Origin of the sequence: Microbacterium sp. H1-D42 (assembly GCF_022637555.1) — a bacterium.
Classification (GTDB): Bacteria; Actinomycetota; Actinomycetes; order Actinomycetales; family Microbacteriaceae; genus Microbacterium.
Map to the genome: position 1 here is coordinate 2,762,835 of NZ_CP093342.1, position 21,594 is coordinate 2,784,428.

18 protein-coding genes are annotated in these 21,594 nt (G+C 63.0%); 11 read left to right on the forward strand and 7 right to left on the reverse strand.

Annotation, left to right across the window (positions count from 1 at the left end):
• Positions 1-53 precede the first annotated feature (53 nt).
• From MNR00_RS13155 to MNR00_RS13205, 11 genes are all read left to right on the forward strand, one after another.
• On the forward strand, positions 54-710 hold the full coding sequence (locus MNR00_RS13155) for a response regulator transcription factor (protein WP_241926368.1): 657 nt from the start codon (positions 54-56) through the stop codon (positions 708-710).
• A 57-nt stretch (positions 711-767) separates the two neighbouring features.
• Entirely contained in the window at positions 768-1,478 is a 711-nt protein-coding gene (gene lepB, locus MNR00_RS13160; RefSeq protein ID WP_241926369.1) for a signal peptidase I, read from the forward strand.
• 272 nt (positions 1,479-1,750) lie between these two features.
• On the forward strand, positions 1,751-3,187 hold the full coding sequence (locus tag MNR00_RS13165; RefSeq protein ID WP_241926370.1) for a sugar transferase: 1,437 nt from the start codon (positions 1,751-1,753) through the stop codon (positions 3,185-3,187).
• 43 nt (positions 3,188-3,230) lie between these two features.
• Positions 3,231-5,078, forward strand: a complete 1,848-nt coding sequence (locus tag MNR00_RS13170) for a DUF4012 domain-containing protein (RefSeq protein ID WP_241926371.1) — start codon at positions 3,231-3,233, stop codon at positions 5,076-5,078.
• A gap of 42 nt (positions 5,079-5,120) precedes the next feature.
• Positions 5,121-6,431, forward strand: coding sequence for a UDP-glucose/GDP-mannose dehydrogenase family protein (locus MNR00_RS13175; protein WP_241926372.1), 1,311 nt, complete (start codon positions 5,121-5,123; stop codon positions 6,429-6,431).
• A complete protein-coding gene (locus MNR00_RS13180) occupies positions 6,431-7,537 on the forward strand; it encodes a glycosyltransferase (protein WP_241926373.1) in 1,107 nt (368 codons plus the stop codon). Before MNR00_RS13175 ends, MNR00_RS13180 begins: the two co-directional genes overlap by 1 nt.
• A 45-nt stretch (positions 7,538-7,582) precedes the next feature.
• Positions 7,583-8,254, forward strand: coding sequence for a low molecular weight phosphatase family protein (locus MNR00_RS13185; RefSeq protein ID WP_241926374.1), 672 nt, complete (start codon positions 7,583-7,585; stop codon positions 8,252-8,254).
• Complete coding sequence (locus MNR00_RS13190; protein WP_241926375.1) at positions 8,238-8,732, forward strand: VanZ family protein; 495 nt, start codon at positions 8,238-8,240, stop codon at positions 8,730-8,732. Before MNR00_RS13185 ends, MNR00_RS13190 begins: the two co-directional genes overlap by 17 nt.
• A 62-nt stretch (positions 8,733-8,794) precedes the next feature.
• Complete coding sequence (locus tag MNR00_RS13195) at positions 8,795-10,105, forward strand: UDP-glucose/GDP-mannose dehydrogenase family protein (RefSeq protein ID WP_241926376.1); 1,311 nt, start codon at positions 8,795-8,797, stop codon at positions 10,103-10,105.
• Between the two features lie 207 nt (positions 10,106-10,312).
• Positions 10,313-11,452, forward strand: a complete 1,140-nt coding sequence (locus tag MNR00_RS13200; protein WP_241926377.1) for a glycosyltransferase family 4 protein — start codon at positions 10,313-10,315, stop codon at positions 11,450-11,452.
• A 192-nt stretch (positions 11,453-11,644) separates the two neighbouring features.
• Positions 11,645-12,910, forward strand: a complete 1,266-nt coding sequence (locus tag MNR00_RS13205) for a nucleotide sugar dehydrogenase (RefSeq protein WP_241926378.1) — start codon at positions 11,645-11,647, stop codon at positions 12,908-12,910.
• 545 nt (positions 12,911-13,455) lie between these two features.
• Here MNR00_RS13205 and MNR00_RS13210 read toward each other — a convergent pair.
• The 7 genes from MNR00_RS13210 to MNR00_RS13240 form a co-directional block, all read right to left on the reverse strand.
• Positions 13,456-14,793, reverse strand: coding sequence for a hypothetical protein (locus MNR00_RS13210; protein ID WP_241926379.1), 1,338 nt, complete (start codon positions 14,791-14,793; stop codon positions 13,456-13,458).
• A 100-nt stretch (positions 14,794-14,893) separates the two neighbouring features.
• Positions 14,894-16,069 carry an oligosaccharide flippase family protein gene (locus MNR00_RS13215; protein WP_241926380.1) on the reverse strand — a complete coding sequence of 392 codons (1,176 nt, stop codon included), beginning with the start codon at positions 16,067-16,069 and terminating at the stop codon, positions 14,894-14,896.
• 46 nt (positions 16,070-16,115) lie between these two features.
• Positions 16,116-17,216: a glycosyltransferase family 4 protein gene (locus MNR00_RS13220; protein ID WP_241926381.1), complete on the reverse strand. Its 1,101-nt coding sequence runs from the start codon at positions 17,214-17,216 to the stop codon at positions 16,116-16,118.
• A gap of 22 nt (positions 17,217-17,238) precedes the next feature.
• On the reverse strand, positions 17,239-17,949 hold the full coding sequence (locus MNR00_RS13225) for an acetyltransferase (RefSeq protein ID WP_241926382.1): 711 nt from the start codon (positions 17,947-17,949) through the stop codon (positions 17,239-17,241).
• Entirely contained in the window at positions 17,942-18,562 is a 621-nt protein-coding gene (locus tag MNR00_RS13230; protein WP_277884358.1) for a sugar transferase, read from the reverse strand. The genes MNR00_RS13225 and MNR00_RS13230 overlap by 8 nt, the downstream gene beginning before the upstream one ends.
• A 3-nt stretch (positions 18,563-18,565) precedes the next feature.
• Complete coding sequence (locus MNR00_RS13235; RefSeq protein WP_241926383.1) at positions 18,566-19,699, reverse strand: aminotransferase class I/II-fold pyridoxal phosphate-dependent enzyme; 1,134 nt, start codon at positions 19,697-19,699, stop codon at positions 18,566-18,568.
• Entirely contained in the window at positions 19,692-21,572 is a 1,881-nt protein-coding gene (locus MNR00_RS13240) for a nucleoside-diphosphate sugar epimerase/dehydratase (RefSeq protein ID WP_241926384.1), read from the reverse strand. The genes MNR00_RS13235 and MNR00_RS13240 overlap by 8 nt, the downstream gene beginning before the upstream one ends.
• Between the last annotated feature and the right edge of the window lie 22 nt (positions 21,573-21,594).

Genomic DNA, 21,594 nt, shown 5'->3' on the forward strand with positions numbered 1-21,594 from the left:
CCAAAGGTCTAAGTCACTAACTGACCTCTGGGCAGCACGGTTAGGCTCAACGCATGCCCAAGATCCGAGTCCTCATCGTCGACGATGACCCGCTGGTGCGCTCCGCGCTGTCACACTTCGTTGCGCGCGATCCTGAGGTCGATGTCATCGGTCAGGCCGAGAACGGACGCGAGGCGATCGCCTTTCTCGAGCGCGATCTGCCTGACGTGGTGATGATGGATGTGCAGATGCCCGAGATGAACGGGATCGAGGCGACAGCGGCGATCGCAAAACGCTGGCCCGACGTGCGCATCCTGGCCGTGACCACGCTCGACGGCAGCGACACCGTGCTGCCCATGCTGAGTGCCGGCGCCTCGGGTTACCTGCTCAAGGACTCCAGCGCCGAGAGCATCCTCGCAGGGTTGCGCGAGGTGCACAGCGGTGCGAGTTCGCTCTCGCCGCGCATCGCGTCGCTGCTCGTACAGCATGTGCGCAGCACGGCGCCGACGAGCGATTCCGCGGGCACGCTCGAGGCACTGACCGAACGCGAGACCGAAGTTCTGCAACGGCTGGCGAAGGGCATGTCGAACGCAGAGATCGCGCAGTCGCTGATCGTCTCCGAGGGGACGGTCAAGGCGCACCTCGGGCGCATCATGTCGAAGTGGCAGCTGCGCGACCGCGTGCAGATTCTCGTCACCGCTGCTCATGCGGGGCTCGTCGACTTCCGCTGATCGTCGACCGAGCGCCGCATCTGCGGCACGGTGCGGTTCGCAGGGCAGGATAGGGGCATGACCGACGTCGAGCAGCAGCCGCGACCGATGTGGCGGCGCATCACAGGCAGCACGCTGTTCCATCTCGTGCTCGCCTTCGTCGTCGTCGGCCTCGTGCTCTCGTTCGTCGCGAAGCCGTACTGGGTGCCGTCGGGGTCGATGGAGCAGACGCTGAAGATCGATGATCGCGTGCTGGTGAACCGGCTCGCGTATGCGGGCGACGCGCACCCGAGCACGGGTGAGATCATCGTGTTCGATGCCGACGAGACCTGGGGCGAGTGGGGCTCGAATGACGAGGGCCCACTCAAGAAGGCGTTTCGCTGGATCGGCGAGGTGAGCGGTTTCGGGCCGTCCGGGCCGCACACTCTGATCAAGCGGGTGATCGCCGGGCCTGGGCAGACGGTGTCGTGCTGCACGGCCGAGGGTGCGCTGATCGTCGACGGCAAGCCGCTCGATGAGCCGTACATCTATCAGGACCTCGCCTTCGACCCGGGCACGCTCGACTGCACGACCACGCCGATCTCACCGCGGTGCCTGCCGGAGGTGACTGTTCCAGAGGACTCGTACCTGGTGTTGGGCGATCATCGTTCGAGCTCGGCCGACAGCGCGTATCGATGTCGTGGAGAACGCGACGCCGATCCCGGATGCTGGCTGTGGGCGCGCGACGAGGATGTCGTCGGCCGCGCGACGGTGATCCTGTGGCCGGCTTCGCGGTGGAGCGGGCTGTAGCCGAAGAGCGAACGGACAGAACCGCGATTCTGTCACTACCGATTCGCGCCCAACACGGCTACGATCAACCAAGGACTCCGTCTGGGGCGAAGTCCGATAAGCGCCGCCGATCCGAAGCGGTGCTGATCCCTGCTGGGGCAGGGATGTGAGTCAAGTTTGTTGTGCCGATCCTCTGGGGAGGGGTTGTGGCGTTTTCTGGGGACTTCGTTCTGCGTGGACATCATGGCAGGGCGATTTCAGCGACCCCGCGTCGCTCGATCGATCTTGCGCCCGTGGCAACGGCCACGCGGCCGGTCGGATGGCAGCGTGCCTACGGCCGCCGTCTCGCGGTCACCGACACTCTCATCGTGATCGCGGCGGTCTTCGGCGCGCAGCAGCTGCGATTCGGACAGGCCGCTGATCTGCACATCCCGCGCATCTCTGGCGGCGGATTCGGGCTGGCGTACACCTTCGTGTCGGTGCTCGTCGTCGTCGCCTGGCTCGGCAGCCTCAAGATGCTCGGCACGCGCAGCCAGCAGCGGGTCGGGGGCGGTTGGGACGAATACCGTCTCGTCCTCGATGCCAGCCTGCGCATGTTCGGATTGTTCGCGATCGCGGCCTTCCTGCTGCAGGTGGATGTCGCGCGCGGCTACCTGCTGCTGGCTCTGCCAGTCGGTCTGGCAGCGCTGGTGGCCAGCCGCTGGGCGTGGCGCCAGTGGCTGGGTCGGCAGCGCGCACACGGGCGCTTCCTCGCACGTGCCGTCGTGGTCGGCGAGCACAGCAAGACGCTGCACGTCGCGCGAGAACTGCAGCGTGACCGCACGGCGGGCATCGTGGTCTCGGCCGCGATCACCGAACGAGACGGCAGCGAGCTTCTGCCTGGCGTGCCGATGATCGGCAGCCTCGACGATGTCGTGGCCGCCGTCGAGCACGCGCAGGTCGACACCGTCGTGTACAGCGGATCCGATCTGATCTCGCCGGCCAAGCTGCGACAGTTCGGGTGGGATCTGCAGTCACGGGGCATCGAGCTCGTCGTCGCCGCAGCGCTGACCGACGTGGCGGGCCCACGCCTGCACGCCCGCCCTGTGGCCGGCCTCTCGCTGCTGCACGTCGACTCCCCCGAGTTCACCGGCGCCAGGTACATCACCAAGCGAGCCTTCGACATCATCGTCTCGGGCCTGGCCCTGGTGCTGCTGAGCCCGCTGCTGCTGATGCTGACGCTGCGGGTGCGTGCCGATGGCGGCCCTGCGCTCTTCCGGCAGCAGCGGGTCGGCCTCGACGGACACACCTTCACGATGTTCAAGTTCCGCTCGATGGTGATGGGGGCCGAAGCTCAGCTGGCTGATCTGCTGGCAGCATCCGATGGCAACGGCATGCTCTTCAAGATGCGCGACGATCCGCGCGTGACGCCCATCGGGCGCACACTGCGCCGCCTGAGCCTCGATGAGCTGCCGCAGCTGCTGAACGTCATCCGCGGTGACATGTCGCTGGTGGGCCCACGCCCCCCGCTGATGAGCGAGGTCAGCGACTATGAGGCCTGGGCGCAGCGACGTCTGCTGGTCAAGCCCGGCATCACCGGGCTGTGGCAGGTCAGCGGCCGGTCGGATCTCTCGTGGGAAGACAGCCTGCGGCTCGATCTGTACTACGTCGAGAACTGGTCTTTGGCCGATGACATGGTGATCATCTGGCGCACCGTGCGGGCCGTCGTCGAGAGCCGTGGAGCATACTGACCGCTCACGGTTTCGCAGGACACCTGCCGGATACGATGACCTGATGACCACGACTGACGAGCGGCGCCCTGAGAAGGTGCGCCGCCCCCTGCTGCGCAGCTTCCGCTTCTGGATCCCGATGGGCATCCTGCTGCTGCTGATCGTCATCGCGGTGGTCGGCGCGATCGCCGGAAAGCACGTGTACGACCGCGCGATGTCGGCGAAGGGCTCGCTTGAGCAGGCGATGCCGTTGGCATCGAAGGCGGCGGATGCTGTGCTCGCCGGCGACACCGAGGACGCGAAGGCCGTGACCGCGCAGCTTGCCACGCTGACGGGCGAGGCGAAGAAGCAGACCGACGACGGTGTGTGGAAGGCCCTGGAATGGGTGCCTGTCGCCGGCCCGAACCTGTACGCCGTGCGGACGGCCGCCGCTGTGACCGATGACCTGGTTCGCGACGCGCTGACGCCGGCGACCGAGCTCTCCCTTGACGCGCTCAAGCCGAAGGACGGGGCGATCGACCTGGCCGGCATCGAGCAGATGCAATCCGTGGTGACTCAGGCGACGAAGGCGGTGAATGCAGCATCCGACGATCTCGGCACGATCGACAGCGACGCACTCATCCCGCAGGTCAGCGGAGCGCTCGATCAGCTCACCGGCACCGTCAACGAACTGCAGCCGATGCTCGCGCCCGCCTCTGAGATCCTCGGAGTGCTGCCGACCGCGCTCGGCGCGGAGGCACCCCGCAACTACCTGATGATCTTCCAGAACAACGCCGAGTCGCGCGGTACCGGCGGCAACCCCGCGGCGCTGGTGATGATCACCGTGGACAAGGGCAAGATCTCGATCGGCCAGCAGGCGTCCAGTGGCAACTTCAAGAACGGGCGCCCTGACCCGGTCGCGGGGCTGACGCCCGAGACGAAGGCGCTGTACGGCGACAAGGTCGCCCGCTGGATCTCGGATGCCACGATGACGCCCGATTTCACAGAGTCGGCCGCGATCGTGCGGTCGTGGTGGGCCGAGGAGTTCGGCACCCCGATCGACGCCGTCGTGTCGTTCGATCCCGTGGCGCTCAGCTACCTGCTGAAGGCCACCGGCCCTGCCGTCGTGCCGAACGACCCGATCGAGTTCAACGGTCAGACGCTGTACCCGCTTGAGAAGCCGCTGACGCTGACCGCTGAGAACGCGGTGCCGTTCCTGCTGAACGAGGTGTACTGGAAGTACGAGCCGGCGGCTCAGGATGCCATCTTCGCGGCATCCGCGAAATCGGTCTTCGACGTGCTGACCGCAGGCAACGTCGAGCCGAAGCAGCTGCTCGACAGCCTCACCCGCGCCGTCGACGAGGGGCGGCTGATGTACCAGCCCGCCACCGAGGACGAGGCGAAGCTCGTCGCTGAATCGAAGCTGTCCGGCAAGCTGCCCAGCACCAACGACGATTCCACGGCGCTGGCCGTGTACGTGAACGACTTCACCCAGAGCAAGCTCGACTACTACATGCAGCTCGACGTCGCCGCCGAGACCACACAGTGCACGGCACCCGACGCGCCGACTTTCGCGCTCACCGCGACGCTGACCAACACGGTCACCCCCGAGATGGCCCCGGATCTGCCGCGCTCGATCGCCCCGGCGAAGTACTTCGAGAAGGGGCGCGTCGCGACCAACCTGGTGTTCTACGGTCCCGTCGGTGCGACGTCGGCGACGGTGACCGTCGACGGCGCGGAGCAGAGCCGCAAGTCTCTGCCGCACCTCGGCCGCCCAGCGGTGATGGTGCCCGTCTACAACGATCCCGGTCAGAAGCACACCGTGACGGTGGAGTTCCACGGCGCGAAGGGCGAATACGGTCCGCTCGAGGTGCGCCACACGCCGATGGTGCGTGAGACGCCGGTGGAGCTCAGCACGCCCGGCTGCGGCTGAGCAGTCCCACTCACTCGACACGTCAGAGAAGAGGAGCACGTCGTGAAGCTCTCGGTCATCGGTTGCGGATATCTCGGCGCGGTGCACGCCGCCGCCATGGCGTCGATCGGTCACGAGGTGGTCGGCATCGACATCGACCCGCTCCGTGTCGCTGCGCTCGCCCGTGGTGAAGCGCCCTTCTTCGAACCAGGACTGCCTGAGCTGCTGCGCTCGGGGGTGCAGTCGGGCTCGCTGACGTTCACCACCGACATGTCGATGGCCGCAGGCGCCGCCGTGCACTTCGTAGGCGTCGGCACCCCGCAGCAGCAGAGCGGGCACGCGGCGGATCTCACTCACGTGAACGAGGCATTCGATTCGCTGCTGCCGCATCTGCGACCGGGTGACGTCGTCGCCGGCAAGTCGACCGTGCCAGTGGGCACCGCGATCGTGCTCGCCGAGCGCGTCACGCCGACCGGCGCGACGCTGGTGTGGAACCCCGAGTTCCTGCGCGAGGGCTGGGCGGTGCAGGACACGATCGACCCCGACCGACTGGTCGCGGGTGTGCCCGAGGGCGCCGACGGTGCGCGTGCCGCTGAGATCCTGCGCGAGGTCTACCACCCCGCCGTGGCGAAGGGCACGCCGTTCATCGTCACCGACTATGCGACAGCAGAGCTGGTGAAGGTCGCCGCGAACGCCTTCCTCGCCACGAAGATCTCCTTCATCAATGCCATGGCCGAGATCGCCGAGGTGACCGGGGCCGACGTGACGCTTCTGGCTGAGGCGATCGGACATGACAAGCGCATCGGGCGCCCCTTCCTCGGCTCTGGCATCGGCTTCGGCGGCGGTTGCCTGCCTAAGGACATCCGCGCGTTCGCCGCGCGGGCCGAAGAGCTCGGGCGCGGTGAGTCGGTCAACTTCCTGCGTGAGGTGGATGCCATCAATCTGCGCCGCCGTGACCGTGCCGTGCAGCTCGTGATCGACGGACTCGGCGGCAAGGCGTTCGGCAAGAAGGTCACGGTGCTGGGCGCTGCGTTCAAGCCGCACAGTGATGACGTGCGCGACTCCCCCGCGCTCGACGCGGCGGTGCGTCTGCACGGTCTCGGGGCTGAGGTGGTGGTCACCGATCCGCAGGCCATCGAGAACGCCCGCCGACTGCATCCACAGCTGACATACGTCGCCGATCGAGATGAGGCGCTGCGCGACGCGGATGCTGTGCTGCTCGTGACGGAGTGGGATGAGTACCGTCGCGAGCTCTCCCCCGAGCACGCCGCGTCGCTCACGCGCGGGCAGGTCATCGTCGACGGCCGCAATTCGTACGACGCTGCGGCCTGGCGGGCCGCCGGCTGGACGTACTTCGGCATGGGGCGGCCATAGTGGCTGGTCTGCTCGTTCACGAGTGGATCGAGACCTCGGGCGGCGCCGAGCATGTTCTCGAGGCGATGGCCCGCGCCTTTCCGGATGCTGACATCCAGTGCCTGTGGAACGATGCGCCTCAGCGATTCACGGATCGCCGAGTGCGCGAGACGTGGCTGGCACGCACTCCGCTGCGTCGGCACAAAGCACTGGCGCTGCCCTTCACCGTGCCGACGTGGCGGTCGCTGCGCGACGCCGATGACGCGGAGTGGATGCTGATCAGCTCGCACCTGTTCGCGCACCATGCTCGGCTGCGCCGACGAGACGTGCCGAAGTATGTGTACGCGCACACGCCTGCCCGCTACATCTGGGATCCCGAACTGGATGAGCGCGGCAGCAGCGCGGCCGTGCGGGCTGTGGCACCGGCGTTCCGCCGTGTTGATCGAGCACGTGCGCAAGAGGCGACGGCGATCGCTGCCAACAGTGGGTTCGTGCGTGACCGCATCAGGCGCGCGTGGGATCGCGATGCGACCGTGATCCACCCGCCCGTCGCCGTCGATCGCATCCTGTCGAAGGCCGACTGGCGAGACGCGGTGACCGACGACGAGCGTCGGGTGCTGAACGACCTGCCTGATGAGTATGTGCTCGGCGCTTCGCGCTTCATCCCGTACAAGCGTCTGGATCTGGTGATCCTTGCGGCAGAGCGCGCCGGCCTGCCTGCCGTGATCGCGGGCAGCGGTCCGGACGAGGATCGCCTGCGGGCGCTGGCATCCGAAGCCGGAGTGCCGGTGACGTTCGTGATCTTCCCCTCAGATGCCCTGATGTACGCGCTCATGCAGCGGGCGTCCGCATTCGTCTTTCCTGCTGTGGAGGACTTCGGTATCGTTCCTGTCGAGGCGCAAGCCGCCGGGACACCGGTCGTGACCGGCCCTGTCGGTGGGCAACTGGAGACGTTCGAAGACGGCGTGAGCGGCGTGGTCGCGTCATCGACAGAGCCGGTTGATCTCGCGTCGGCGATCACCACCGCCGTGGCGCTGCGCGCTTTCGATCCCGCGGCGGCGACGGCCGGTTTCAGCGAGCAGGTGTTCGCCACCAAGATCCGAGACTTCGTCCGCTCTGGTTCCTGAGCGCGCGCTCGGCGACGACGGAGACCTGCTGGATACCCTGTATTCATGACCGACGTCGACGGCACCACTCGCCCCAATCTTCGCCGGGCCGACCTTCGCCGCATGCGCGAGGCCCTCGACCACGCCAAGCCTGCGACCATTCTGACGGTCTGCACCGGCAACATCTGCCGCTCGCCCATGGGCGAAGTGCTGTTGCGCGCGTCGCTGCGTGATCTGGACGTGCGCGTGCACAGTGGCGGCACTCATGCGCTTGTCGACCACGGCATGACCGAGCAGGCACAGCAGCTCGCGGTCGTGAACGGAGCGGATGCCGGCGAGTCTGCCGCGCACCGGGCGCGTCTGCTCAACGAAGGCCTGCTGGCCGAGAGCGACCTCGTGCTGACAATGGCTCGCGAGCATCGCTCGCAGGTCGTGCAGCTGGCCCCCGCCATGTTGCACCGCACGTTCACGGTGCGCGAGTTCGGGCGTCTGGCTGCGACGCTCACCGATGATGACGTGCGTCGTGGTGTGGCGTCGGCAGGATCCGATGCCGGCACTCGCGTGCAGGCCCTCGCCCGTCTGGTCGGCGGCCAGCGCGGCATGGTGCCGGCGGCCCCTGATGACGATGACGTGATCGACCCGTACCGTCGTTCGCAGACGACGTACGAGCTGTCCACGTCTCAGCTCGTCCCCGCCGTCGCCGAGTCCACCCGGGTGATCCGTGCTGCGCTCGGTTGACGAGACCTACCCGGTCGTTGAGCGAGCCCAGCGAAACGAAGGACGACTGCCGTTCGTCGCGATTGCCGCACGCATCCTGCTCGCGCCATACGCGATCGCTCTCGCTCTCATCGTCTGGCTGCCGGCTGCCGAGGCGTCGAAGGTCACTGGCATCGCGTTCCGCATCGCCCGTTTCGTCAGTGAGCGCTCAGGCATCTCGCTGACCACCAGCTATACGGTTTTCGAGTTTCTCGCCAACATCGCACTGTTCGTGCCGCTCGGCCTGCTGCTGGTCGCCGCGCGCCCTCGGTCAAGCGCCTGGGTGGTGCTGCTGCTCGGGTATTCGGCCAGCGTGACGATAGAGCTCGTGCAGACTCTGCTGCCCAGCCGCTACCCCACGCTGTCCGACGTCGTCGCCAACACACTCGGCACGGCGATCGGATGCCTGATCGCGCGGATGTTCGTCCAGCGGCGTCCAGTGCGCATGCCCCGGGCCTAGCGCGTTCGGTCACATCCTCGACATACGAGATGATGGAGTGTGTTCAATCGGGGGGAACTTCTTTGCGTATCTCTGTAATCGGCTGCGGCTACCTCGGTGCCGTCCACGCTGCGGCAATGGCTTCAATCGGCCACGAGGTCGTGGGGATCGACGTCGACCAGCGAAAGATCGACGCGCTCGCTCGTGGCGAAGCACCGTTCTTTGAACCGGGCTTGCCGGAGATTCTCGCCGAAGGCATCGCCTCTGGACGGCTCACGTTCACAACCGACATCGCGGCAGCAGAAGGTGCCCGCGTGCACTTCATTGGTGTCGGAACACCACAACAGGCCGGTGGCTATGCCGCCGACCTCACCTATGTGAACGCCGCGATCGACACACTGTTGCCCCACCTGCGCGCAGGAGACGTTGTCGCCGGAAAGTCCACAGTGCCTGTTGGGACCGCTTCTGACCTTGCCGCGCGTGTCTCCCCGACCGGCGCGACACTAGTTTGGAACCCCGAATTCCTTCGGGAGGGCTGGGCTGTCCAAGACACTATCGACCCCGACCGCCTCGTCGCCGGGGTGCCAACTGGCCCCGAGGGCGAACGAGCGGCCGACCTCCTGCGGGAGGTCTTCCACCCGGCAGTCGCCAAGGGCACCCCGTTCATCGTGACAGATTACGCGACCGCTGAGCTAGTGAAAGTCGCCGCGAACGCCTTCTTGGCCACGAAAATCTCCTTCATCAACGCGATGGCAGAGATCGCAGAGGTGACAGGGGCAGACGTCACCCAACTGGCTGATGCAATCGGTCATGACGAGCGAATAGGTCGCCGCTTCCTTGGCGCCGGAATCGGATTCGGCGGAGGTTGCCTCCCGAAAGATATTCGGGCATTCGCGGCACGGGCGGAGGAACTGGGCAAGCACGAGTCAGTCACTTTCCTCCGCGAGGTGGATGCCATCAACTTACGGCGCCGTGACCGCGCAGTACAGCTAGTCGTCGACGCTCTCGGCGGTAGCGTGTTCGGGAAGCGTGTTGCTGTGCTCGGTGCGGCCTTTAAGCCGCACAGCGACGACGTTAGAGACTCCCCTGCGTTGGATGCCGCCGTGCGGCTCCACGGGCTGGGGGCGAATGTAGTCGTCACCGATCCGCAGGCCATCGAGAACGCTCGTCGGCTTCATCCGCAACTCAATTACACGGCCAACCGCGATGAGGCGGTTCGAGGTGCGGATGCCATTTTGATGGTTACTGAGTGGGATGAGTATCGTCGAGACTTCACACCGGAACAAGCGTCCGCGCTGACCGATGGTCGGATCGTCGTCGACGGCCGCAACGGGCTAGATCCTGCCGCGTGGCGGTCCGCCGGATGGGGCTACTACGGCATGGGGCGCCCGTAGAGTCCGATGCCTGCGAAAGACGAAGTCCGCGCAGGTAGCCCGGAGCACGGTCTCAACCATTGCGGACCTGCCCTGCCAACACGAACCCAGGAATATTGAACCTTGAAGCGAATAGTCTACTTGCATCAGTACTTTGCGACACCCCAGGATGGCGGCGGCACGCGATCGTATGAGTTCGCTCGACGCCTCGCACTTCGCGGCTTCGACGTGCAGATCGTGACCTCAGATCGCCGCCCGGGCAAAACTGCCCGCGGGTGGAGCGCGGAGGCTGTCGATGGGTTCACAGTGCATCGGATTTCAGTACCATATTCAAACACCATGAGCTTTCGGCGACGAATAGTCGCCTTTGCACGGTTTGCCACGAGCGCAAGCGTGAAGGCGAGAAGCCTCCGCGGCGACCTAATCTTCGCCACCAGCACCCCACTAACGATCATCTTCCCCGCCTTGTTTGCAAAGTTCAGAAGACAATCGCCATTGATCTTCGAGGTGCGTGATCTCTGGCCAGAACTTCCGATAGCGATTGGCGCTCTCAAGAATCCGATTGCGATTCGGATTGCGCGATGGATGGAAAAGCTTGCGTACCGTAGTGCGACGCATGTAATCGCGCTCTCGGAGGGAATGAAGATGGGGATAATTGAAGCTGGCACGCCAGTCAACAAGGTGTCCGTGATTCCGAACGGCTCGGACGTTGAATTGTTTACCACGTTCCCATCTGAACTCGCGAACTTCCACGCCGACCACCCCGAGTTGGCCGGTCGCCGGATTGTCACCTATGCAGGAACTCTCGGCTGGATAAACGATGTCGGGTACCTGGTTGAAGTCGCAAGCGTCGCGAGGACCCTTGACCCAGACCTAGCCTTTGTCATCGCCGGCGAAGGCGTCGACTATGAGCGCATTCGCGATCGAGCGAAGGAATTGGGACTACTCGACACAAGCGTGTACTTGTGGGGCCACGTCCCTAAACCCGAAATTGTCACCCTACTTGCGGCGTCAACGGTAGCTACTTCACTCTTTCTTCCTATACCTGCGATGGAAGCAAATTCCGCGAATAAGTTTTTTGACGCGCTCGCCGCTTCCAGACCGGTACTCGTCAACTATGGCGGCTGGCACAGAACCTTGGTCGAGGAGCATGGAGTCGGCCTCTTCCTTGACCCCACAAATATCGACGTCGCTGCTGCGGCGATGGTCTCGTTCGTCACTGATGAGGTTCGCGTCGAACACGCTCGCGCGAACGCAGGACGGTTGGCAGCTGCCAAGTTCGACCGCGACCTTCTCTCGAACCAGTTCATCGCCACGTTGACGCGGTTTCTCGAGGAGCCCGACTCCGGTGAAGTTGGTCGGCAATGAAGGCTTCGTCACTGCTGGATCGGATAGGTCGAGCACTCATCACGCCGGGCGGAATACCGTCTACGCGGCTTGCCATCGCCGATTGAGCTCAACGCGCACCGCGGTCGATCTCGACTGCCGCAGACCGTAAACTTGAGTTAACAACTCGGACTCGTGGTCCGCTTAAATCAGTCGCTCCACCGGAAGGATCCTATGTCCCTGCCTCGCAAGGTCGTCGTGATCGGTCAAGGCTATGTCGGGCTCCCAGTTGCGATGCGTGCAGTCGATGCAGGTTACCTCGTCGTCGGTCTTGACATCGATGACCGTCGCGTCGCCGCTCTCAACAACGCTGTCTCTTTCGTAGAGGACATCCGAGATGACGAGCTAGCCGAAGCAATCAGCACCGGGCGCTACTCGGCGTCCACTGACTATCAGTCCGCCAAGGACTTTGATATCGCGGTCATCAGTGTGCCCACACCGCTTCGCGAAACACTGCCCGACCTTACGTTCATCGAAGATGCCGGTCGCTCGCTGGCCGCACATCTATCCCGCGGGGCGACAGTCATCTTGGAGTCAACAACTTATCCCGGCACGACTGAAGAATTGCTGATCCCAATCCTTGAAGAAGTAAGTTCCCTGAAGGCAGGCAAGGATTTTCACGTCGGCTATTCTCCTGAGCGCATCGACCCTGGAAACGTTCGCTGGAATCTAAAGACGACTCCCAAGGTCGTGTCAGGAATCGACGATGCGTCTCTTGCGCAGGTCAAGGCCTTCTTCGACACGATTGTAGATGAAACGGTCCCGGTTTCCGGCACGCGAGAGGCGGAGCTGACGAAACTGCTGGAGAACACCTTCCGCCACGTCAACATCGCTCTGGTCAACGAGCTCGCTGTATTCGCCAATCAGCTTGGTGTTAACGTTTGGGAGTCGATCGACGCGGCTGCCACCAAGCCATTCGGTTTCATGAAGTTCACGCCCGGACCTGGAGTCGGTGGCCACTGTCTGCCAGTGGATCCCAGTTACCTGTCTTGGCAGGTACGCCAGCAGCTCGGACAGTCGTTCCGGTTCGTTGAACTCGCAAACGACGTCAACGAGAACATGCCAAATTACGTGGTCGAACGGGCGACGAGCCTGCTTAACAGCAAGAAGAAGCCGATGAACGGATCTCGCGTCCTCATCATTGGTTTGTCCTACAAGAAGGACACGGGAGATATCAGGGAAGCACCCGCCCTCCGCCTTGCCCCATTGCTTGCTCAGCGGGGTGCAACCGTCGTAGCAATAGATCCGCATGTCGTGGATCACCGCTGGCCAGCCAATGTGAAGCGCGTAGCGTTGACCGCTGCAGAGCTCGAAGCCGCCGATATCGCAATCCTGATCACTGATCACACAGAAGTCGACTTTGGACTACTTGAAGCGAGCAGCACTCCAATCCTTGACACTCGGAACGTCGTTGTCGGTGAACATGTAACGCAGTTGTAATTGCTGTGCATCGCGGTTGAACGGCACTGCAGTACTGATGAGTGACATCTGATCTGGCTTGCTTTGGAGGGCTCGTCCGGAAGGATATCGTTGTACGCAACCCTTCCCGGCCGAGCTCCGCAACGAGGTGCGTCGCGCGGAACCGCGAGCCCGAGTGCCGATCGAGCAGATCGTCAACGCGTTCAGGGGCGCCCGATGACGTTGCAGACTCAGTTGCGTTACGCGGCTACCTTCTCCGGAATCAAGTCCATGTTCTCGAGCCGGATCGGTGCGGTTTGTCCATCGCCTCGTACATCGATTCCCGACTGGCCACCTCGGCCCCTGAGATCGCCGTCGCCATGCGCGCGACGTCGGCGGCTGCGTGGTCCATGCAGCCGCCGATCTCAATGTCAGGGCTGAAGTTCCAGCGTGTTGACCCTGCCGCACAGTCAGATCAATGGGTCGCGGGGGATCGAGCGAGCACGACGCAGTCATGGATGCTTCTCCACCCTGATCCAACAGAACGCTCGCTCAAGCTCAGATGGTCTAGGTCTGACGCAACCTGTCTAAGTCGGATCTAGGCGGGATTCTGAGTCACGCGGATACAACGCAAGCAAGAGCGTAATCGCAAGCAACCCGTGGGTGAGAAGCGACGTCAATAGCGCCGTGTCGATGAGTGCGAATATGACACCAATCGATGACGCCACGACTACAGGAAACGGCGTGAACTTCGTTAGCCTATCCACGATGCCCAACACGCAACCGAGAATCAGCGAGAAAATCACCATCCCCAGGTACCCATAGTTCGCGAACCCATCCCCCAAGAAGTTCGCGTTAGCTGCCATGCCTGGGTCACCCCAATAGTTCAACCCAACCTCCAGTCCAGGCGGCAGCCTTTCACTCGGCCCCAAACCAGAGAATATCGAATGCCCCAAGTGCACAAATCCGTGCTCGGAAAAGTTGTCCACATACATTCCGACAAGCAGACCAGGGACCATAACAGTTCGACGTAATATCAATTCCATCAACGCCGGACTCAGAGTTGACGCCGCGGCGAGAAGGAAGAATGCCACGGAAACCACGGCCGCTTGAATACGCACCCGCTTACGGAGGAGTAGGTAAACAACCGGCACGAGTATGGCGGTGAGCAGCACGGATTTCTGCGCGTTCGCCGAAAATACCAGCCATGACCCCACTGCCCCCATTCCCACGAGGAGAAAGTTTCGCTTTCGAAGTCCAAGAACAATCAGCAGAGGATTCACAACTTTCGACGCCAGTGGGACACTGTAGGCCATAAAAACGTTCTGCGAAACGACGTTGGCACGGTACTCCGCGCGAGTGTCGTAAATGTCCCCAAAAGGCGTCGCTGTGAGCGAGACACCAGAAACGGCCAAGAACACGCCGAAAATGACCAGCCAGGCGATTACAAGAATCGCGCCATATGCTTTCGACGAAAGCGAGGGAAGCCTAATCGCCTCCCCTTGCGATATAACGTGATGCCCCGTTCGCAGCAAGATAAAGGAAACAAATATCCATAGACTAAAGAAGACCCCCTGGTCCTGAGTAATGTACCCGGAGGCAATGGGTATCACGAGACACGGAACGAATACTGCATAGAATAAAATCCATGATACAACGTCGCCAAATTTGACGCAGCTAAGTGGAAGCATGACGACCATGGCAACCATGAAGAGAATCGCGGCGACATAATTGTCGAGCGAGAACCCTGCCCAGTGCATATTGAAATAGTCATAGCGAGGAACCACGATCTCGCGATACCCGGCGACAAGGAGAAGCATATATCCCAACGAGAGCAGGATAAGGAGAGATCTTTTCCACATGCCATTTTGCTTCGCCACACTGCCGGCCGAGATGACAGCGCTGTGCCGCCTTGCGATTGTCATTGAGTCCTCCCGTCGCCTGCTAGCGGTTGGTTCATATCTTCACGCCGCCCACCTGCGGTCGTCTGCCTAGTCTTGCATTCGAGTCGGCTGCACGCCCGCACTATGGACCGCTGGGCGGATCAGGCCGCTTCTTGTACGCCAGTGCCAACCACACCCACAATCCAACCTGCCCGAGCAACACAGCAAGCGCCATGCCGACCGGACCCCAGATCGTGCCAAGGAGGAAGCCGAGGAGTAGCATCGCCGGCATCACCACGAGTCGAATCTTGGCAACTGTGTTCCCGTCGCCGATCGCGAAAAAGTGGGCGACATAGAGTTGTGTGAGCGCGGCGACCCCGGTCATCACCGTGAGGATCGCAGCAGGAAACGCAACCCCCGAGTAGCTCTCCCCCACCACGAACTCGGTAGCGAGGCCGACCAGGGGACTGATCAAGGTCAGAATCAGTGCAACTAGATACATGGATCGCCGCGATTGGCGGAACAACAAATCCCGCGTTTCACCCTCGAACCGCGAGGACAAGCGGGGCGTCAGGACTGACAACGCTGCGATAGTGAACGTGTTCAGTGGGCTGGTGACGCGCGCCGCCGCAGAGTAGACACCAGCTGCGACGCCAGGCATTGCGATCGCTGCAACAGATACGTCCAAGGTCTGAAGCTTTGCCAACATTGTCGGAGCCCAGTAGGACCGCGCTTCGCGAAAAACCCTTTTGAAACCTGCTGGACGTGCGAGCGTCCCCTGAAGCATCAACCCGACGGCAACGCACACGAGTCCTGCCCCCACGCACAGCCCCGCCATCAGATCGCCAGCACCTATTCCGATCATCACTCCGGCCAATACAACCACACGACGAGAAATGAGCGCCACTTGTGCTCTGGAAGTGCGGGATGATCCATACAGAAGCGATTCGACCCCCTCGCCAAGAGATTCTGCGGCCGCATAGAGAACGGCAGCAAGAACGATCGGCGTCGAGTCGGAGCCCATTAGCAATAGAGCAACAACCGTCGTCACCAATGCACTTGCTAGGACGGCCGGAACACGTAGCATCGCGATCGTCGCTGCGATTTGGCGCGAATCCTCGAATGCTGCGATTCGCAATGCCAAAGTATTGAGCCCGAACCCAAGGACCACAGATGCCATGCCGCTCGCCGCGCTCGTCGCCGCGAACTGGCCGAACAATTCGACTTCCAGTCCACGCGTCAATATCAGGAGAGTGACTGCCTGAATAATCGAGGCGACGACGCGCGAGCCTGTCACTGAGGCGATCAAACGGAACACGTACTCGAAACCTTCCGCCGTGGCGTTGCAACCACAATGCGTGCAATCATCTCTCGACGAGTCTCCGCAGTCCATCGGTGATCGCAGAGGCGTGTGCTTCCGCCGAGTATTTGTCGATTGCCAGCGTTTGGCCAGCAACTGACATTGCGGCATACTGCGCGTCAGTCAAATTGCTAGCGTGATTGACTGCCCGCATGAGTCCTTCGATGCCGTCTTCCCGCATGTAGCGCACACCAGTCTCACCGTTTCGAACTGCTTCGAGTTCCGGGCCGCTTTGCGGATCGCCGGACGCCGCGATAACCGGGACCCCAAAGCCTAGAGCCTGGATAACGTTGAGTCCCGTCGCACCGGGAGAGATCGCGAAATCCGCATCGCTGTATGCGCTTTCCAGAAATGACCGATCGTAGGCGGCGCCGAGGAACTCGATTTCCGCGTAGCCCGACGCCATCTCTTCGAGCCGCTGTCGCTCTTGCCCGTCGCCGATGATCTTCAGTCGCACGGAAGCGCCGTCATCGCTCATCTTCTTCACGAGCTCGATTGCCTGATCAACACGGTGGCGCGGAGTTAACCGCCCCGAGTACACGAGCGAGATGCACCCGCGATCTTCCCGTCCGGCCCGCGTGGCCATCGTCTCGAGGTCGGTTTGCCGGTAGATGCTGTTGTATACCGGGAAGAACACACTCGAATTGAGGCCAACTTGCGCCGCGTACTCCCTCGCCCAGTCACCATAGGTAAGGTGCCCGTCGGCAAGCTGATAGAACAGCCTCCTCACGCGGAGCTTCATCCCGGACTCCGGCCGCTTCCAACCATGCCCCCAGAAGATGACTTTCATCTTTCTCATCCGTGCCACGGGCACCGCGATCCAGTTCGAGACGCCGTAGATGTTGCCTTCGAGAACGACGGCTCGCGCGTCTGTCCTGAACACCCGCATAACGAGACCACTATCCCAGAAAAGCGCACGTACAAGTTCCCGCCGACGTAGCTCGCTCACCCGGCTTGTGAGTTCGGTGGACGCGCCCTTCGGGGTTGGACCCACCTCGCCAGCCGAGCGGTTTATGCGACCGATGAGCTCATACTCAAAGGTGTCTTGTCCGAGGAGCTCCCTCACCAGCGGCTCCCTATAGTGGCTCATGGACGGCTGAACCATGAGTAGAATCTTTGACCTTGCGCTATTCAACTTCATCACCCGTTCGTCCTTGCGCGTTCCGGCCCTTGCTTACGGCATCACGACTATCCACCCGCGCAGGGATCCCCATTACTGTGACGTTACTTTGAACATCTTTGGTGACGCACGCAGCGGCACCCACGGTGACGGACTGGCCGATCGTGAGCCCCTGCAATACTGTCGCGCCTGCCCCAATCAGTGTCGCCCGCTGCACGCGAACCTCGCCCGAGACGATCGCCCCTGGGTTGATCGAGACGAAGTCCTCCAGCACGGTGTCATGACCGATGATCGCGCCGGGGTTCACCTGCACGTGGGCACCGAGGCGCAGGTTCGTCGACAATTGCACTCCCCCACACACAACGGTTCCTGCCTCCAGCTCGGTCTGCGACCCCACTACCGCAGCAGGGTGCACAATCGTCGCTGCCCGCAGACCCCATGAGTCGAGGATCTCGGCAATGCGAGCACGAACGATCGGTGATCCAATGCCGATCACGAACCAATACTCCTCGACATGCTCTCGTAGGGCCTCGAGCCCATCGAATAGCGGAACGTCACGCGCGTTCAATCTGTCCCTCTGGACTTCAGCCGGCCCATCGTCAACAACGCCCACGACCTCCCACACCGGTTCGATAGCTGCCGCGTTGATTGCCTCGATCACGTCAAGGGTCTCGCGCCCGAATCCGCCGGCACCAACGACGACGATCTTTTCAGGCATCAGCGCCACCGAACTTGGGCATGGTCACTTCGCCAGGCGCCGAGATCCCGTCCCTCACTAACACTGCGCGGACCGTGTCGAGGATGATCTGCGCATCCAACCCTAGGCTCCGGTTCTCGACGTACTCCACATCGAGAGCGAACTTGTCTTCCCAGCTCAGCGCATTGCGACCGTTGACCTGCGCAAGGCCAGTCACGCCGGGACGCACCTCGTGTCGGCGAGCCTGCTCTTTCGAGTACAACGGCAGATACTCCACGAGGAGCGGACGAGGTCCAACCAAGCTCATTTCGCCACGCAGTACGTTCCAAAGGGACGGCAGCTCATCCAAGCTAGTCGACCGCAACAATCGGCCAAACCGAGTCACTCGCTGCTCATCCGTTACGAGGCCCCTCGCCTCATCAATGTCGCGCATCGAGCGGAATTTGCGCAGCACGAAAATGCGCCCGTCCACTCCGGGACGCTGCTGGGCGAAGAACACAGGCTTCCCCAGGTTCATGGCCACCAGGACAGCCACGATCACCATCACCGGCAGCAGTACGATGGCTGCCAACAGCGAGAGGAAAATATCGAGAAACCTCTTGAGTACGTCATACGGCCGATGGATGCGCGTCACGCCTCAGTGCTCTTTCACGAAAATCGAGATCGCCGCGGCCACGCGCTCCCGCTGCTCAGCGTTGAGCGCCGAGCCACTGGGCACAGTCAGCCCACGTTCGAACAGCGCGGCTGATGCTCCGTTGATCTCGCCACCCAGGTGCGCGAACACCGGCTGCAGATGCATCGGCTTCCACAGCGGACGGCTCTCGATGTTGTCGACTGCGAGCACCGCGGCGAGGTCGCTCGGCTCCCAGCCGGTGACCGCCGAGTCAACCAGGATCGATGTCAACCACACGTTGTCGTGCTCGTCGCCTTCGGCGCCGAAGATCTCCACACCTGCGACTCCGGCGAACAGCTGCTTGTACAGCTCACGCATTTCGCGTCGGCGGGCGATCATCTCGTCCAGGCGCGAAAGCTGAGCGCGGCCGAGAGCCGCAAGCAGGTTGCTCATGCGGTAGTTGTAGCCGACATCTGTGTGCTCATAGTGCACCACGGGCTGCCGTGCCTGCGTTGCGAGGTAGCGTACGTGTTTGGCGAAGTCCTCGTCGTCGGTGAGCAGCATGCCGCCGCCCGATGTCGTCATGATCTTGTTGCCGTTGAAAGACACGATCGATGCCTTGCCGAAGCTGCCGGCTGCCTTGCCAGCGTGTGTCGCTCCCAGCGACTCGGCTGCATCGGCCAGCACCGGCACCCCGAACTCGTCCGCGATCGCCAGAATGCTCGTGTAGTCGACGGCCTTGCCAAGCAGGTCAACGGGCACAATCGCCGCGACGTTCTCGCCCGCGTCCCGTAGCTTCGTCAGTGCCGCGCGCAATAGCGCCGGGTCCATGTTTCCGGTCGCCAGTTCAGCATCCACGAAGTACGGCTCAGCGCCGGTGTAGACGATCGCGTTCGTCGTTGCGGCGAAGGTCATGGTCGACGTGACGACGACGTCACCCGGCTTCACGCCCAGCGTCAGCAGGCCCAAGTGCAGAGCTGCGGTGCCCGAGCTCAGCGCGACTCCGTGCGCGACACCGACCCGCTCGGCCAGCTCACGCTCGAAGGCGTCGACGTCGGGGCCGAGAGGGGCGATCCACCCAGACCGCATGGCAGCAAGAACCGCCTGCTCTTCGAGCTCGCCGACATCGGGCGATGACATGTAGATGCGCTCAGTCATTGGTCACCAATTTATCGAGGATCAGCGGCTCGATTGCGGTGGTGTCGTTGTTGCGTGGCTCGGCTTGCATCCGAGCTTCCCACCCTGCCTTGTCAAGCCGCTCGGGGCTGATCGGATCCGCGCGGGTGTGCGAGACCTTCGGGTGGAACGGACGCTCGAGGTTCTCCCGTGAGCCGACGAGCTCTTCATGCAACTTCTCGCCGTGACGCAGCCCCGTGAAGATGATCTCGACGCTCTTGCCCGACATTGCGATCATGCGCTTGGCGACCTCGAGGATCGACACCGGCTCACCCATGTCGAGAATCAGCACTTCACCCGGGCGGCCGATGCCGCCGGCCTGGATCACCAGTTGGCACGCCTCGGGAATCGTCATGAAGTAGCGCGTAGCCTCGGGGTGCGTCACCGTCAGCGGCTTGCCCTCGCGGATCAGCGTCTGGAACGTCGGCAGCATCGAACCACGGCTGCCGATCACATTGCCGAAGCGCACCGACAGGTAGCGCATGCCGCTCTCTTCGGCCGCCCAGGCGGTGAGCTTCTCGGCGACGCGCTTCGAGTGGCCGAGCACACTGGTCGGGTTCGCGGCCTTGTCTGTCGAGACGTTCACAAAAGTCGTCACACCGACAGCGCGCGCCGCCTGCAGCACGTTCAGCGTGCCGAGAACGTTGGTCTTCCACGCCTCGTCGGGGTATTGCTCGAGCATCGGCAGGTGCTTCAACGCGGCGGCATGGAAGACGACCTCGGGTCGGCGCTCTTCAAAGAGGCGCTTGATCACGTCGGCGTCGCGGATGTTCGCCAGCACCACGTCGTCGGTGTCGAGCAGGCCATGGCCAGAGGTGCCCAGCTGCGCGACCTGCAGGCCGGTCTCGTCGCGATCGAGCATGATCAGCTCGCTCGCGCCGAACTTCGACAGCTGACGGCACAGCTCAGACCCGATCGATCCGCCGGCCCCTGTCACCAGCACGCGCTTGCCGGTGATGTATCCGGCGATCAGCTCGATGTTCGTGTCGACAGGGTGACGTCCGATGAGGTCTTCGATGCTGATATCGCGCACATCTGTCGGCGCCTGCTCACCTGAAGTCAGCGCGCTCAGCGTGGGGGTGACCGACACGCTCGCGCCGGCCTGCTCGGCCCGGTCACTGATCTTGCGCAGCATGACGCTGTCGGCTGAGCCCATGGCGATGATCACTCGGGTCGCCCCCGTGCGCCTGATGGCGTCGGCGACCTTCGAGGTCTTGCCCACCACAGGCACGCCGCGCAGTACGAGGTTCTTCTTCGCAGGATCGTCGTCGAGAAGCCCGACAGCACGGATCGGCGAGGTGGGATCCGTGGTCATGTTGTGCAGCAGCTTGTCGGCAATGAACCCGGCGCCGACGATGAGAGCTGGCTCGGCGTCATCGCCAGGCTTGCGGGATCGATCGATCGCCAGCCGCGCCAAGTAGCGGACGCCGAACATCAACATCAGCACCATGGGCGCCGCCAAGAACATCGTGCCCCGGGGAATGCCAACGGCGGTGCCGAACACGATCAGGAGCAGGCCGAGCACGATGGTGGTGGACAGGACGATCAGCCCGAGCAGCAGCACTTCGTCGAATGATCCGTAGGTGTGCCGCCCACGATAGAGCTTGGTCGCGTAGCCCGTGGTCACATGGATGCCCGCGGCGATGAGCGCCAGCAGAAGTGTCGCAACCCAGCCGTTTTCCGGCACAGTGAACTCGAACCGCAAAGCCACAGCAGCCAGCACTCCCACGATCCACGCGATCGCATCTACAGCTGCTGCTGCCGCACGACGTCGACGCTGACCGGCCTTCACGTGAGCGGGCAAGGTGATTTCGCCCGTAACAGGCGCGACAGAGTCGACCCTCTCAGTCTTCATGAATTCTCGAATACCCCCGCAG

Bases quoted from the DNA above. Each gene is read 5' to 3' on its own strand.
- lepB (WP_241926369.1), top strand. From the start codon at position 768: ATGACCGACGTCGAGCAGCAGCCGCGACCGATGTGGCGGCGCATCACA.
- MNR00_RS13235 (WP_241926383.1), bottom strand. From the start codon at position 19,699: ATGACTGAGCGCATCTACATGTCATCGCCCGATGTCGGCGAGCTCGAA.
- MNR00_RS13155 (WP_241926368.1), top strand. From the start codon at position 54: ATGCCCAAGATCCGAGTCCTCATCGTCGACGATGACCCGCTGGTGCGC.
- MNR00_RS13225 (WP_241926382.1), bottom strand. From the start codon at position 17,949: ATGCCTGAAAAGATCGTCGTCGTTGGTGCCGGCGGATTCGGGCGCGAG.
- MNR00_RS13220 (WP_241926381.1), bottom strand. From the start codon at position 17,216: ATGGTTCAGCCGTCCATGAGCCACTATAGGGAGCCGCTGGTGAGGGAG.
- MNR00_RS13210 (WP_241926379.1), bottom strand. From the start codon at position 14,793: ATGACAATCGCAAGGCGGCACAGCGCTGTCATCTCGGCCGGCAGTGTG.
- MNR00_RS13205 (WP_241926378.1), top strand. From the start codon at position 11,645: ATGTCCCTGCCTCGCAAGGTCGTCGTGATCGGTCAAGGCTATGTCGGG.
- MNR00_RS13185 (WP_241926374.1), top strand. From the start codon at position 7,583: ATGACCGACGTCGACGGCACCACTCGCCCCAATCTTCGCCGGGCCGAC.
- MNR00_RS13170 (WP_241926371.1), top strand. From the start codon at position 3,231: ATGACCACGACTGACGAGCGGCGCCCTGAGAAGGTGCGCCGCCCCCTG.
- MNR00_RS13240 (WP_241926384.1), bottom strand. From the start codon at position 21,572: ATGAAGACTGAGAGGGTCGACTCTGTCGCGCCTGTTACGGGCGAAATC.